The organism is Chlorogloeopsis sp. ULAP01 (assembly GCF_030381805.1).
In the GTDB taxonomy this organism is placed as follows: domain Bacteria; phylum Cyanobacteriota; class Cyanobacteriia; order Cyanobacteriales; family Nostocaceae; genus Chlorogloeopsis.
Window position 1 is genome coordinate 161905 of the sequence record NZ_JAUDRH010000006.1, and the last position, 13610, is coordinate 175514.

A 13610-nucleotide genomic window follows, 5' to 3' on the forward strand; every position below is an offset into this window, starting at 1 on the left:
TTAGGAGCGATCGCTTCTTCTAAGCTTGCGTCAAAATCCCTACCAAAATCTGCATCAATACTTCTAAATCGGTGGGAACTCGATACAGCATCAAATCCTGAGTTACCATCCGCGATGAGCGATGAAAACTACCAAACTGCCAGATATCACCTGTTGTCACAGCACCATAGAGAATTGAGTCTTCTGTCTCAACCCAACTATCGAGAGCAATCAACTCAGTTGCTAATTGGGTAAATCCCCGTGTGATATCTGCTTGCTTTGCTTCTACAACCAGTACACTGTGTTTTGCTTGTAAATAGTAGTCTAATTCTCCTCTAAGGTACTGATCGACCTCGATTGGGTATTCAATGTTTACTGTAGCCTCTGTAATATGTGCTACTTCTAAGAGGATGGGAGCGATTAAGACTTCACGTCGCGCTGCCTCACTGGTTAAGCTAACACGAGCAATTCCTTCTTCGAGACGCTGTCGTAAGTCTTGGAGTCTAGTAAATTGACTTGAATCAGCAATTGGTAAATTGATTGCATCCTTAACCAAGTTCGCTCCTAACTCCTTGAGAATATCTGCCGGAGCAAATTTCATCAAAAAGTAACTGCGGAAAGTATACGTCTCATTCGGTTTAAGAATCGGGGGACGTGGTGTTCGTTGTGTCAAAGCATATGCTCCCCAAGTACATATTGTTACTGATACATTGACGCGACATTTGCCCGGAATTGTCGGACAGAGTAACGATAGCGCTGTTACCTTCAAAGGTAACAGTGGCGGTATCCCGCAAAGCTTTTAGGAGAATCCCAAAAGCACCGTTAAAATCTCGTGGTATAGATTGACCACAGTTTGGGCAATTAAACACTTTAGAACCACCTAATTTAGTGTGTATATGACCACACTTTGTACAAGTTTTTGATGTATATTCTTCAGTTACGTCAATGACTTGGCAATTTCTCAAATTAGCTTGGTGTTTAAGTGTTTGTTTGAATCTGTAATGCGCCCATGTCAGCATTGCTCTAGCAGTTTTTGATCGAATCTTTCTACACGCTTTGGCTACGATTTGGGAAGACTCAAAAGTAGGTAAAAATACGATTCGATAATTGCTAGTTAAATAACAAGCCGTTTGTTTTTGGCACTCATCGATGAGATTCCGAATTTTAATCCTCATCTTATGAGCGGCTTGCCTCATGCGTCTACGCTGACACTTTACAGCTTTGCTCATTCTACTTGTTAAGTCATCCAAATGCTGACATAAACGAGTAATTCGCCCAATATCACCATTACCAAACTCAACAAATTTATTACCATCAAAGCCTGTCAAAAAAGTTCTAACACCTGGATCTAATGCAATCATTCCTGTTGACTCAGTTGGCTGTAAATTGGCTGAAACAGGAAACACACCAAACCAACGACCTTTACAGAAAACAAGTTGTGTACCTTGCTTACAATCAGGGATAGGTTCAGAGGATTTAAACTTCAAACCTTTAGTTAGGGAGGAATACCATGTGCCTTTACTAAAGTTTGAGTCATTGAATTTTATAGCTTGTGAATAATCTTGGACACTGCGAAATTTAGCATTTTTACTAGCTTTGAATGCACGATGAGCATCAAAAATAGCATTTTGCCTAATATGACAAGGTGTGTCTTTTACCCATTCAGGTAAGTCGCCTTGCATTATTTTGTTTCGTAATTCTAACTTGCTCAATTTTTTACGCTTAAGCTGCAATGCAATCGCTTGATTAAAGCAATATCTACAGGCTGCTAACCACTGACGCCAAACTTTATTAAGTTCAGCTTCTGGGTAGATCCTTATCTTCTTTGATTTGAGATTTGTATTTTCTGAGTCCGTACAATCTACTACTGAAACAGTGGAGGATTGCGAGGATATCTTCAACCATTTCTCGTTCTGGGCTAAGGTTTGTTTCGTTGAGTACCACGAGTTCACACCTGTTTTGATCACAAAGCCATTTGAACAAGTCAAAGCCGAATCTTGCCAACCTGTCTTTGTGGGCAACGACAACCATTCTGATATCACCTTTGAAAATTCGTTCCAATAAGGTGAGCAGTTTCTTTCTTTTGAAGTTGAGACTTCCGCCAATTTCGCTGATGATTTCCGCTTGGGGGTATAGGTTGCTGAGTGCAGCGATTTGTCTATTGAGGTCTGGCTGTTGGGCGCGACTACTAACTCTGGCGTAGATAACAACGATGCGGTTATCGGTTGATTTGGCATTACTTGTGTAATTATCAACGTTGTATCTGCGTTGCCCTGAAGGTGTTCTGATCGCTTGGATTTTCCCAGCTTCTTCCCATCTTCGGAGTGTTCTTTCATTGACTCCAAGGATTTCCGACGCTTCCTTGGGACTGACGTATCTGACAATAGGTTTCACCTCAATTATTGTTCTATTATCACCTATTGTCCGGATATGTCTGGTAAATTAATTATTTAATCCACCTCTTCTGAGTGTAGTGCGATCGCATCATTTCGCTAAAAGTAGGTAATGTTAAAGTTTTTAGTAAAATAGCCAAGATATAAAAAACTTTTTCTTGTCAACTTTGTGAAAACTGACAGTATCTTCTATCGTCTCTTTCAAGAATTTCCCGATATCTTTTTTGAACTCATAGGTGAACCAACACAAGAGGCAAACACCTATCAATTTTCCTCAGTTTAAATCAAACAAACAGCATTCAGAATTGATGGTGTATTTCTTCCCACAGACGAAGAAAACCTTATTTACTTTGTTGAAGTACAGTTTCAAGCTGATTCAAAATATTTACGCCCGACTATTTGCAGAAATCTTTCTATACCTACGGCAAAACTTACCACAAAATGATTGGCGTGGTGTGCTCATATTCCCCAGCAGTAGTAAAGACACGTCGAATATACAACATTACCGAGAATTATTTAAACAAGAAGGCAAATTAGAAGCAGTACCTCGGCTATTGGCATGGGGATTAACTGTAGAACAGATCGCAGAGGCATTAGGTTTAGAAGTCGAACAAGTCAGGAAAGCTTCACAAAATCAATCATCAAGTTGATGCAGCAGCTATCAGCCTATTGCTAGCCAAAATATTTCTCCGTCTTCAAGGAATTGATTGTGCCAAACTTGTAATTAAATTTTGTTAAGATTGGACTCGACGTGAGTCTGCCTTCGCTGCTAATTGCCTACCTTGGAGACACCCAATGTTGCGACTAGAACATATCAGTAAAATTTATCCGACTGGTGAAGTCCTCAAGGATATCAACTGGGAAGTCAAATCTGGCGATCGCATTGGCTTAGTTGGTGTCAATGGTGCCGGAAAATCAACACAACTTAAAATTATTACTGGCGAGGTTGAACCGTCCTCTGGTGAAATTATTCGTCCTGCCAGTTTGCACATAGCTTACCTCAACCAAGAATTTGATGTTGATCCCTCTCGCACAGTCAAAGAGGAATTTTGGACAGTCTTTAAGGAGGCAAACCAGGTAAATCAGTCTCTAGTGCAAGTGCAACACCAAATGCAAACTGCTTCGCCAGAAGAACTAGAAAAATTAATTAATAAATTGGATCGTCTCCAACGGCAGTTTGAAGCTTTGGATGGTTACGGTTTGGAGGCACGCATTGGCAAAATATTGCCGGAAATGGGATTCGAGCCGGAGGATGGCGATCGCCTTGTCAGCGCCTTTAGTGGTGGCTGGCAGATGCGGATGAATCTAGGTAAAATTTTGCTGCAAGAACCAGATTTGCTGCTATTAGATGAGCCAACTAACCACCTAGATTTAGAAACAATTGAGTGGCTAGAAAATTACCTAAAAGGATTAACCACACCGATGGTAATAGTCTCCCATGACCGGGAGTTTCTTGACCGTCTGTGTACCCAGATTGTGGAAACTGAACGTGGTGTTTCCACCACCTATCTTGGTAATTACTCTGCATACTTGCAACAAAAATCAGAAAACCAAGTAGCGCAATTGTCTGCTTACGAACGCCAGCAAAAGGAACTAGAGAAGCAGCAGGCGTTTGTTGAGAGGTTCCGCGCTAGTGCTACTCGCAGTACTCAAGCCAAAAGCCGGGAAAAGCAACTAGAAAAAATTGAGCGTATTGAAGCACCTACCTTTGAAGTCAAAACATTGCACTTCCGTTTTCCACCTGCACCTCGTAGCGGACGGGATGTTGTAAAAATAAAGGATTTAACTCATATTTACGATGACAAAATTTTATTCCTGGGAGCAAATCTCTTAATTGAAAGGGGCGATCGCATTGCTTTTCTCGCTCCCAATGGTGCTGGTAAATCTACGTTATTACGCTTAATTATGGGTATAGAAGAACCCACAGAAGGTAGCGTTAGCTTAGGCGAGCATAACGTGATCCCCGGTTACTTTGAGCAAAACCAAGCAGAGGCTTTAGATTTACAAAGAACTGTCGTGGAAACCATCCATGATGAAGTCCCTGATTGGAAAAATGAAGAAGTTCGTACACTACTGGGACGCTTTTTGTTCAGTGGTGACACGGTGTTTAAAAAAGTTGTTGCTCTTAGCGGTGGAGAAAAGGCGCGTTTGGCATTGGCAAAAATGCTTTTACGTCCAGCGAATTTACTAATCTTAGATGAGCCAACAAACCATTTAGATATTCCAGCGAAGGAAATGCTGGAAGAAGCACTGCAAAATTACGAGGGAACTGCAATTGTTGTCTCCCACGATAGGTATTTTATTTCTCAAGTAGCAAATAAAATTGTGGAAATTCGGGATGGGGAATTCCGTGTATATTTAGGTGATTATCACTACTATCTAGAAAAAATTGCTGAAGAAAAAGAACAAGCTAGACTAGCGGCGATCGCTGCCGAAAAAGCTGCCAAGAAAGCTGCTAAAGCTGCTAAAGCTGCGGGCAAGAAGAAGTGAGGGACTAGGAACTAGATTAGGGACGCTTGAAGAGAAGCCAGCGTCGTGGTGAGCCAGCGCTCTTGGTAGGGTTTGCAACGGACAGTTCCTACAACGGGGGAGACCCTCCGAAGTCGCCCCCAACGGGGGGCTTTGGGGCCCCACGGAGTGGGGTTGGGGGGAAACCCCTGCACGGCGCTTCTGTTGGCAACGGACTGTCCTCCTCCACAGGCGACTGGCGTAGACGCCGAAGGCGGATAAGCGAAAGTAAGGGTTCCCCGACTTGTAGACGCGCTTTGCGCGGCTTCCCGTTCCCCGGAGGGGTTCCGAAGGTAGGGTGGCGACTGGCGTGAGTGGGAGAGTGTCCGAGTGGAGATGAGGGAGATAGGGAAGATGGGGAAGAATTTACTCTTATTACTTCCTCAACTGCCTCAACTGCCTCATCTCCGTGTCTCCTTGTCCACGTCTGGTGTCCTCTTCTTGCCAATCCCCAATCCCCAATCACCACATAAATGAGAAGACGTTTACGAAAGTTTAAGAAATGTCTAAAAAATCGGAAAATCGTCATAAAAGAAGTTAGTAAGCAGAAATTCACTTGCGGCTGGGGTTAGCAGTGGTATCATTCGGGTATTACAAAAAGTAAAGGGCGAATTTATTATGACCAAAGCACCTGTTGCTCCCGTGGTGCTAGTCATTTTAGACGGATGGGGCTACTGCGAGGAGATACAAGGAAATGCTATTGCCGCTGCTAACACTCCGGTAATGGATAGCTTATGGGCAGCATATCCGCACACCCTTATCCGCACATCAGGAAAAGCCGTGGGGTTGCCAGAGGGTCAAATGGGCAACTCTGAAGTTGGTCATTTGAACATTGGTGCTGGGAGGGTTGTACCCCAAGAATTGGTACGCATTTCTGATGCAGTTGAAGATGGTTCCATCCTGCAAAATCCAGCACTTGTCAACATTTGCCAACGAGTGAAAAGTCAAAATGGCAAGTTGCATTTAGTCGGGCTTTGTTCTGAGGGTGGGGTACATTCGCACGTTAGCCATCTGTTCGGACTACTTGATCTAGCTAAAGCTCAAGGAATATCAGAAATTTGCATACACGCCATCACTGATGGTCGAGATACCGCTCCCACAGAGGGTGTCAATGCAATTGCGCTGATCCAAAATTACATAGAGCGCATTGGGGTAGGACGCATAGTTACCCTTAGCGGGCGGTATTATGCAATGGATCGCGATCGCCGTTGGGATCGCGTTAAACGCGCCTATGATGTGATGACACAAGATAGTCCCGGCAGCGATCGTTCTGCTCTAGAAATTCTGCAAGCATCCTATGCAGAAGGTGTAACAGATGAATTCGTGGTTCCAGTCAGAATCGCACCTGGAGCTGTAGAAGCAGGAGATGGGGTAATATTTTTCAATTTCCGCCCCGATCGCGCAAGACAACTGACTCAAGCGTTTGTTAGTTCGAAATTTAACGGTTTTGAAAGACAGCAAATTACTCCACTAGAGTTTGCTACTTTTACGCAGTACGATCCAGACTTAGCAGTTGCAGTCGCTTTTGAACCACAGAACCTCAGCAATATTTTGGGCGAAGTGATTTCTCAACACGATCTCAAGCAGTTTCGCACTGCCGAAACAGAAAAATACGCCCACGTCACCTACTTCTTCAATGGCGGACTAGAGGAACCTTTTCCAGGCGAAGACAGGGAACTAGTCAACAGTCCAATGGTTGCCACCTATGACAAAGCACCGACAATGTCAGCCGAAGCAGTCACAAAGGTAGCAGTAGCAGCAATTGAAAAGGAAATTTACTCCCTTGTTGTGATTAACTACGCTAACCCAGACATGGTAGGACACACAGGTCAAATTGAGGCCACAATTAAAGCCATTGAAACTGTTGATAGCTGTTTGGGTCGCTTACTGGTAAGCGTGAGTAAAGTTGGAGGTACAGCAATTATTACTGCCGACCACGGTAACGCAGAACATATGATAGATGAGGGAGGTAATCCCTGGACAGCTCACACTACCAACCCAGTTCCCTTAATTGTGGTGGAAGGAGAAAAAGCAAAGATCCCCGGACATGGTGGAAATGTTGCCTTGCGAAACGATGGTAAGTTAGCCGACATTGCCCCTACTATTCTAGAGATTTTACAGATTCCTCAACCCCAAGAAATGACAGGGCGATCGCTGGTAGATTCTGCCGAGTATGATGTGCAATTGCCTCGTACTCCCGTGCAGGTTGGGCTGTAGAAGAATAATAAGTTATGAATTATGAATGAGAATTGAATAAAATTCATAATTTATAATTCATAATTATCCATTACGTTTATATTGCTACCATGACTGTTAGTAACGTCGTACAAGGTATCTGGGTTTTTTCTGCCATTGCTTTGGTTGTTCTTGTGTTACTACATAGCCCCAAAGGTGATGGTATTGGAGCTATCGGTGGGCAAGCCCAGTTGTTTAGCAGCACCAAGAGTGCAGAAAATACATTAAACCGAGTTACTTGGGCATTGACAGTTATTTTTCTCGGTTTAACTGTGGTTTTAAGTGCTGGTTGGCTCCCTAGTTAAGGGTAGGGGGATAGGGAGATGGGAAGAAAAACCCAACACCCGATACCCAAGACTCCAAAAATTTTTATTTGGCGGCGTTTACTGGCATTTTTAGGATTAGTTATGCTCACCGGACTGCTCGTTATCTTCATTAACGTGCAGTCTTTTGCTATGTTTACACACGGGCAATATCCAACAGGCACCAAAACTTATTCCCTCATTTCCCACTCTCCCACTCTCCCTTTGCCATCCCCAAAAACCCATCCTTTACCAACCACGCTAGCTCAGTGGCAAGATCGCACTAACAGTGGAGATTACTTTTCCCAAGTTGCACCGACACAAGTAGGCTATTTAGTCTGGTCGCAATTTCCTGTTACGGTTTACATAGAAATGCCAACAGTAATCAGCACCAAGCAGGCTGAAACTTGGGTAAATGAAGTTTTACAAGCTGTGCAAGAGTGGAGTACCTATTTACCTTTACAAGTAGTAGAAACATCAGAGGAGGCTGATATTACAATTTTGCGGAAAGCTCCTCCACTTCAGATTTCTCCAGGTAATAAATTCCCTCGCGCACGTTCTGCGCTAACTACTTACTTTTTATATACAAAAGGAAACTTTTTATACCATTACTTTACCATCTTGTTGCATCCTAGTCAAACAGGGAAATATCTTTTGGCAGCAGTTCGCCACGAATTAGGTCATGCACTGGGAATCTGGGGACACAGCCAAGCAGAAAGTGATGTTTTATACTTTTCTCAAGTTCGTAATCCACCGCCAATTTCTCCTAGAGATATAAATACGCTGAAGCGAGTGTATGAACAGCCAACGAGTTTGGGATGGACTTTGCCGAAGGCAGAGGGCAGAGAGAACTCAGAGCGCTCTCGCACGGCGATTTGAAGTTCGGTGGGGCAGTAGGCAGAAGGAATCAATAGGGACTAGGGAGGCTTAAATTTTAGATTTTAGATTTTGGATTTTAGATGAAGTTCCAATCCCAAATCCAAAATTTAACTGCCCAATCCCCGATCCCCAATCCCCAATCACTAGTACCCTATCTTAGAAGAAATATGCAATCTGAATTCAAATTTTTTCAAAACTGGTATCCTGTATTACCTATCGAAGATATTGATCCCCAACTGCCAACTGCTATAACGATTTTGGGAACTAATCTTGTGATCTGGAAACCAAAATCATCTGAAACTTATCGAATATTTTTAGATCAATGTCCTCACCGTTTGGCTCCTTTAAGTGAAGGGCGTGTTGATGATCAGACGGGTAATCTAATGTGTAGTTATCATGGCTGGCAATTTGATTCTCAAGGAATATGTACCCACATTCCCCAGGCAGAAAATCCAGAACTGGTAACTAAAAATAAAAAAAATTTGTGTGCGGTGGCGTTACCTTGTCGCCAACAAAATGATTTGCTGTGGGTTTGGCTCGATCCTCAATCTGCACAACAGGCAGACACTACACCATTACCTTTGTCACCTCAAATAAACGCCAGCAAAGGTTTTGTTTGGTCGTCTTTTGTACGTGATTTGGAATATGATTGGCAAACACTGGTTGAGAATGTGGCTGATCCGAGTCATGTTCCTTTTGCTCATCATGGAGTGCAGGGCGATCGCAACAAAGCAAAACCGATTCCAATTGAAATTGAGGAATCAACAGTGGATTTGATTGTGGCAACTACTTCTAGAGGTTTCCAAACCAAAATTACGTTTGAGCCACCTTGCCGTTTAGAATATGCTATTGGTTTTGGAAATGCAGGAAAGCAGATCGGACTAATTACTTACTGTATTCCAGTATCTCCGGGTAAGTCTAGAATTATAGCTCAGTTCTCCCGTAACTTTGCCAAAACGCTCCATTATCTCACTCCGCGTTGGTGGGATCATATTAAGAACCGCAATATGGTTATTGATGGAGATATGATTCTTCTACATCAACAAGAGTACTTGCTCCAACAAAAACAATCAGTTGCGAGCTGGAAAAATGCTTACAAGTTGCCGACAAGTGCAGATCGCTTGGTAATTGAGTTTAGGAGTTGGTTTGATAAATATTGTCACGGTAGTTTACCGTGGAGCGAAGTTGGAATCAGTGTTCTAGAAAGCTTGAATATTAATGAAAGCCGCGAGGTAGTCTTGGATCGCTACAGCCAACACACCCGGCAGTGTAGTAGCTGTCGAGGTGCGCTGAAAGTCATACAGCGCCTGCAAGCTTTTCTTTTTGCGTACTTTGTGATGACTATTTCTGGGGTTGCCATACTTCCTGATACTCTGCGATTGAGGTTTGGTTTGCCTCTTGTTGCGATCGCATTACTCGGTTTGGTAGTTTATGGTTGGCTAAAGTTATGGCTGACTCCTAAATTTTATTTTGTTGATTACGTACACGCAAAACGAAATTAAAAGGGAACAGGGAACAGGAAACGAGGAACAGATATAGGACTTACGCACCCAAGCGCGGAACTCTGATCTCTCCTAACCCCCTTTTTAAGGAGGTTGGGGGATCTGAGTGCGTAAGTTCTAAGATAAAAAAGCCTCTCAGAGCGAGAGGCTAGAACTAGATTCAGCGGAGACAGCTTAAATTTATTTACGCTATTTACAGCACAAAAGCTACTGCTAGCGCCCCTGCCAATGCGGAGAATACTCCAGAGACGATCGCTGTAGCAAATAACCACCAAGCTGCTGATGCTGCGGCTTTGCGGGTTTCTTCAGCTTGGCGCTGTGCTTGGCGCTTGACTTCTTCTAAGCGTCGTTGGGCTTCTTGTTGGATGCGTTCTGCCCGTTGTAAGACACTATTACGTGCTCGTTCAATTTGCTCAACAATGCGGTTAGCATCTTCCTCAGAAATGTCATCACGAGAACTCAAGATTGCAACATATGTCTCGCGGTTAAAAGCAGATAGGCGATCGCGTAATGCTTCAAATCCTGCTTGCGGATCATCAAACACCTTACGCACATCCCGCTTGATACCATCGTAGTTGAGTTCCGGACGCTCTAAGGAGTTGAGGTAGTAGCGAATACGGGCAAAAATGCCGTCAAGTGCATCTTGAATGCGGCGCTGAATACCCCGCACTTGTTCGACAAAGTTATCGCGTACTGACACGATTGTATCTGCAATCCGGGCTGCTTCTTCATCACTGAGGTCTTCCCGCAGTTTTAACAGGGCGATAATCGTGTCACGATCAAAGTGGGAAAGGCGATCGCCTAAACTTTCCATCCCCACGCGCGGATCGTGTAACAATAGGGACAAATCACGTTTAATACCTTCTGGGTTAAGTTCATCCTTACCAGTTCGCCGGAGATATTCCTCCAGATAATCCTGGAAATTTTGTACTCTTTGCTGTGTCCGGGTGGCTAAACGGCGTGGTGCGCGTACAATGTTGCGGATCGAGTTTTGTACGGAATCGATGACTTGATTAACTTGCTCTTCACTTAAATCCTTTCGCTGACTGAGCAATTTTACTAAGGTATCTCGATCCACTTGCGATAAACGCCTGCGCAGGGCGATCGCTCCTTCTTTAGGATTTTCAAACAATCGATTCAAATCACGCTGAATGCCTTCTGGATTGAGTTCTTGTTTCCCAGTATTGCGCAGATAATCTGCAATTATGGTTGTGACAGAATCATACTGTTCTTTGGCTTTATCCACTACTGCTTGCGGCGCGTGGCGAACACTCTGCCACGATTCCTCTACAGTGTTGATAATTTGATTTGCTTCATCTTCGCTCAAATCTTGTCGCTGACTAACTAATTTCACCAAAGTATCGCGATCAAAGCGAGATAAACGCGCCCTAATTGCCGCCATTCCAGCTTGTGGATCTTCTAGAAGTCTCTTTAATTCGGCTCTAATGGCGTTGGGATTTAGCTCATCTTTGCCGGTATTACGCAGATATGACTCTAAATTTAACCACAGTGATTCTGCTTGATATTTTGCTTGATCTGCCAGTCCTTTCGATTCTACTAAGACGCGATCGCGCTGTCTTTCCAATTCGTCTAGAATTGCATCTGCTTCCTCTGGCTGAATATCATTGCGTGAAAGCAGTATCTCTCGCATCGATTGGCGATCAAATGCTGATAAGCGCCGGGAAAGAGTTTCATAATCTGCGTCAGCATCTTCCAATAAAGGTTTGAAACTCTGCGGAATTCCTTCTGGAGTTAATTCTGATTTGGGGGTGACGAGTAAATAGCTCTCTACGCGGCGTTGCAAGTCTAGTGTTATCTCTCTTTCTTCCTCGGCAGTAACTGTGACTAACACCGACTGGCGAACAGTTTCCAAATTATCAGCAATTCGCTGGATTTCTGCTTGAGTTAAAAGACCGCGTTGTTGCAGGATGTTAACAAAATCGCTACGAGAAAGCCTTTCTAACTCCCGCCGTACTGTTCCTGGATCGGCAGCAGGATCATAGATGACATCACGAAATTCTTGAGCAATTCTGTCCCCACTCAACTGCCAGGCATAGGTATTGAGCAGATAGTTTTCTACATCTGTACGAATAGGACTATAAGGTTGCTTTGGTGTAGGCAATCCTAGCTTATCTGCTTGTTCAGTGGCTTTGTCTTTAGCTGTAGTCAAAATACCTAAGATTTTTTCTACATCTAAATCTGACAAATCAGTGCGTCCTAAAACAATGCCAGTCAAAGCAGTTATCCCCTGTTGTAATGTCCGTTGGATCGGCCCTGGGGTTGCCTCCTGAGCTGCTTTTTCATCTGCTTGTTTTGCTGAACGCATTTCTGCCATCAACAAATCAACCTTACGGTTGAGTTCTTCTGTGTTTGTCTGTCCTGGCTGGAGAGACTTAATATAGTCAATCAATTCACCCATCCTGTCTTGGGGACGAGCCTGTCCTGCTACTGTCTGCTGCCAAACACTATATAAGGTATCAGCAATCCGCTTCACTTCTCGCTTAGAAAGGTCGGTACGGCTACTGACTAAGTTGATAAATGTTTCGCGATCAATGTTGCGAAGATCGCCGCTAGCAGCTATTTCCCTAACTTGAGGATCACTAAGTAGATTTTCAAAGTCTTTGCGAATTTTTGAAAAATCTAGCTCTGGAGGGCGCACCATTTCTAGATAATCTTCTATTTGATCGCGCACACTACCAGGGTCGATCGCACTACCTAGCTCTCGACGTACCGCAGCCGCAGCAGCTTCGGCGGTTGCTACAACTTGCTGGTTCACAGCTTTTGCACCTAATGCGGCGGTAGCTGTACCCATAATCGCCTGCAAGCCAGAAGTTGCAGTGTTAATAATGTTACCAAGAAAAGAGCCTACAGTTGTGGAACTTACCCACACTAGCAACAAAAAGTAAGCACCCCAAATTACCAAACCTAGAATTGCTCCTAGCCCTGGACTAAAGATCACTAAACTAAGCTTGACCGCCAAAAAACAAGCGATCGCTAAAGCAATAGTCACCGTTACTAATGTCCAAAGTCCCACAGCAGTGCCTATTTTGCGGATCGTTCCGCCAAAACTACCAACTTCTGAACTGTCTGAATCCGAGCCGGATGGACGTCCCAAGTAAGAAATACCTGCTGCAACGGAAAGGTTCGTTAATACTAGCTGAATCGCAAAAGCCAGGATCACGCCAGAGAGTAAAGCGGTAAAAAAGCGTGGCCCCGCAGTCAGAACAGATGTTTGTGCTGGCGATACTGGTGCTGGCGGGTCTACTATAACTTGTGCTAGCCAAAACAGTGGTTTATTAAGTCCTAGCGTTATTTCCATACTCTGAAACATTTTATTTCCTTCCTCTAAGCCTTATGCTAGGTATAAAAAGTTACTAATTTTGCCAATCAACTTTTACCTCTTTATCTGTAGCTATACCCAACTCTTTAGCTCAGAATCGTTGAAATTAGGCTCATAAGGCATCCATCGTAGGTCTGATACCTACATCCGGCATTGGATATAAGTTTTTCTCGCTAATGCACTAGCTTTGTATCTGCTGTATTTGCTCAGTAATTTCACTTAAAATATAGTTAAAATTAATATTTGTTTAGTATTTTATATTTTTATCACTCTCTTAAGGTACATTGTGGGGTTTAAAAAATACTTTGAGAATCGGCCATTAGAAGTGCCTATATTTTGTACCCATAGGAATACAGCAACACAGTTATGGCTAGCTAAATTTAAGTTATGTAAAGAGCAGTTCCAAATAATAAGGTTTAGTTATTAGCAAACTCAAACTGACTAATAACTAATAGCGACTAAAAAAGAGTCA

Annotated in this window: 10 protein-coding genes and 1 pseudogene; 6 read left to right on the plus strand and 5 right to left on the minus strand. The window is 43.4% G+C overall.

The features are described 5' to 3' along the window. Window positions 1-19: 19 nt before the first annotated feature. From QUB80_RS13475 to QUB80_RS13485, 3 genes are read right to left on the minus strand one after another with little or no spacing between them, the layout of a single operon-like run. A complete protein-coding gene (locus tag QUB80_RS13475) occupies window positions 20-652 on the minus strand; it encodes a hypothetical protein (RefSeq protein WP_336622321.1) in 633 nt (210 codons plus the stop codon). Continuing rightward, window positions 618-1799 carry an RNA-guided endonuclease InsQ/TnpB family protein gene (locus QUB80_RS13480; RefSeq protein WP_289790270.1) on the minus strand — a complete coding sequence of 394 codons (1182 nt, stop codon included), beginning with the start codon at window positions 1797-1799 and terminating at the stop codon, window positions 618-620. The genes QUB80_RS13475 and QUB80_RS13480 overlap by 35 nt, the downstream gene beginning before the upstream one ends. Further along, on the minus strand, window positions 1777-2364 hold the full coding sequence (locus QUB80_RS13485; RefSeq protein WP_502875298.1) for an IS607 family transposase: 588 nt from the start codon (window positions 2362-2364) through the stop codon (window positions 1777-1779). The genes QUB80_RS13480 and QUB80_RS13485 overlap by 23 nt, the downstream gene beginning before the upstream one ends. A gap of 177 nt (window positions 2365-2541) precedes the next feature. Between QUB80_RS13485 and QUB80_RS13490 the strand changes: the two are divergent. Together QUB80_RS13490 and QUB80_RS13495 are read left to right on the plus strand one after the other, a co-directional pair. Then, window positions 2542-2899 (plus strand): annotated as a pseudogene (locus QUB80_RS13490) (Rpn family recombination-promoting nuclease/putative transposase); the annotation flags it as partial. A gap of 268 nt (window positions 2900-3167) precedes the next feature. Then, window positions 3168-4862 carry an ABC-F family ATP-binding cassette domain-containing protein gene (locus tag QUB80_RS13495; protein WP_289790020.1) on the plus strand — a complete coding sequence of 565 codons (1695 nt, stop codon included), beginning with the start codon at window positions 3168-3170 and terminating at the stop codon, window positions 4860-4862. A gap of 88 nt (window positions 4863-4950) precedes the next feature. On the opposite strand, the gene QUB80_RS13500 is transcribed toward QUB80_RS13495, so the two are convergent. Beyond that, window positions 4951-5409, minus strand: coding sequence for a hypothetical protein (locus QUB80_RS13500; protein ID WP_289790021.1), 459 nt, complete (start codon window positions 5407-5409; stop codon window positions 4951-4953). An 89-nt stretch (window positions 5410-5498) separates the two neighbouring features. Between QUB80_RS13500 and gpmI the strand changes: the two genes are divergently transcribed. The 4 genes from gpmI to QUB80_RS13520 all read left to right on the plus strand — a co-directional run bounded on the left by gpmI (window position 5499) and on the right by QUB80_RS13520 (window position 9798). Continuing rightward, window positions 5499-7097 carry a 2,3-bisphosphoglycerate-independent phosphoglycerate mutase gene (gene gpmI, locus QUB80_RS13505; protein ID WP_289790022.1) on the plus strand — a complete coding sequence of 533 codons (1599 nt, stop codon included), beginning with the start codon at window positions 5499-5501 and terminating at the stop codon, window positions 7095-7097. 89 nt (window positions 7098-7186) lie between these two features. Beyond that, complete coding sequence (secG, locus tag QUB80_RS13510) at window positions 7187-7420, plus strand: preprotein translocase subunit SecG (protein ID WP_289790023.1); 234 nt, start codon at window positions 7187-7189, stop codon at window positions 7418-7420. Between the two features lie 18 nt (window positions 7421-7438). After that, entirely contained in the window at window positions 7439-8296 is an 858-nt protein-coding gene (locus QUB80_RS13515) for a matrixin family metalloprotease (protein WP_289790024.1), read from the plus strand. Between the two features lie 167 nt (window positions 8297-8463). Next, window positions 8464-9798: an aromatic ring-hydroxylating dioxygenase subunit alpha gene (locus QUB80_RS13520; RefSeq protein WP_289790025.1), complete on the plus strand. Its 1335-nt coding sequence runs from the start codon at window positions 8464-8466 to the stop codon at window positions 9796-9798. 193 nt (window positions 9799-9991) lie between these two features. On the opposite strand, the gene QUB80_RS13525 is transcribed toward QUB80_RS13520, so the two are convergent. Then, on the minus strand, window positions 9992-13129 hold the full coding sequence (locus QUB80_RS13525; RefSeq protein WP_289790026.1) for an MFS transporter: 3138 nt from the start codon (window positions 13127-13129) through the stop codon (window positions 9992-9994). Between the last annotated feature and the right edge of the window lie 481 nt (window positions 13130-13610).

Excerpts from the sequence above, each read along its gene's own strand:
- QUB80_RS13525 (WP_289790026.1), bottom strand. The coding sequence starts at position 13,129 with ATGTTTCAGAGTATGGAAATAACGCTAGGACTTAATAAACCACTGTTT.
- gpmI (WP_289790022.1), top strand. The coding sequence starts at position 5,499 with ATGACCAAAGCACCTGTTGCTCCCGTGGTGCTAGTCATTTTAGACGGA.
- secG (WP_289790023.1), top strand. The coding sequence starts at position 7,187 with ATGACTGTTAGTAACGTCGTACAAGGTATCTGGGTTTTTTCTGCCATT.
- QUB80_RS13520 (WP_289790025.1), top strand. The coding sequence starts at position 8,464 with ATGCAATCTGAATTCAAATTTTTTCAAAACTGGTATCCTGTATTACCT.
- QUB80_RS13495 (WP_289790020.1), top strand. The coding sequence starts at position 3,168 with ATGTTGCGACTAGAACATATCAGTAAAATTTATCCGACTGGTGAAGTC.
- QUB80_RS13515 (WP_289790024.1), top strand. The coding sequence starts at position 7,439 with ATGGGAAGAAAAACCCAACACCCGATACCCAAGACTCCAAAAATTTTT.
- QUB80_RS13500 (WP_289790021.1), bottom strand. The coding sequence starts at position 5,409 with ATGACGATTTTCCGATTTTTTAGACATTTCTTAAACTTTCGTAAACGT.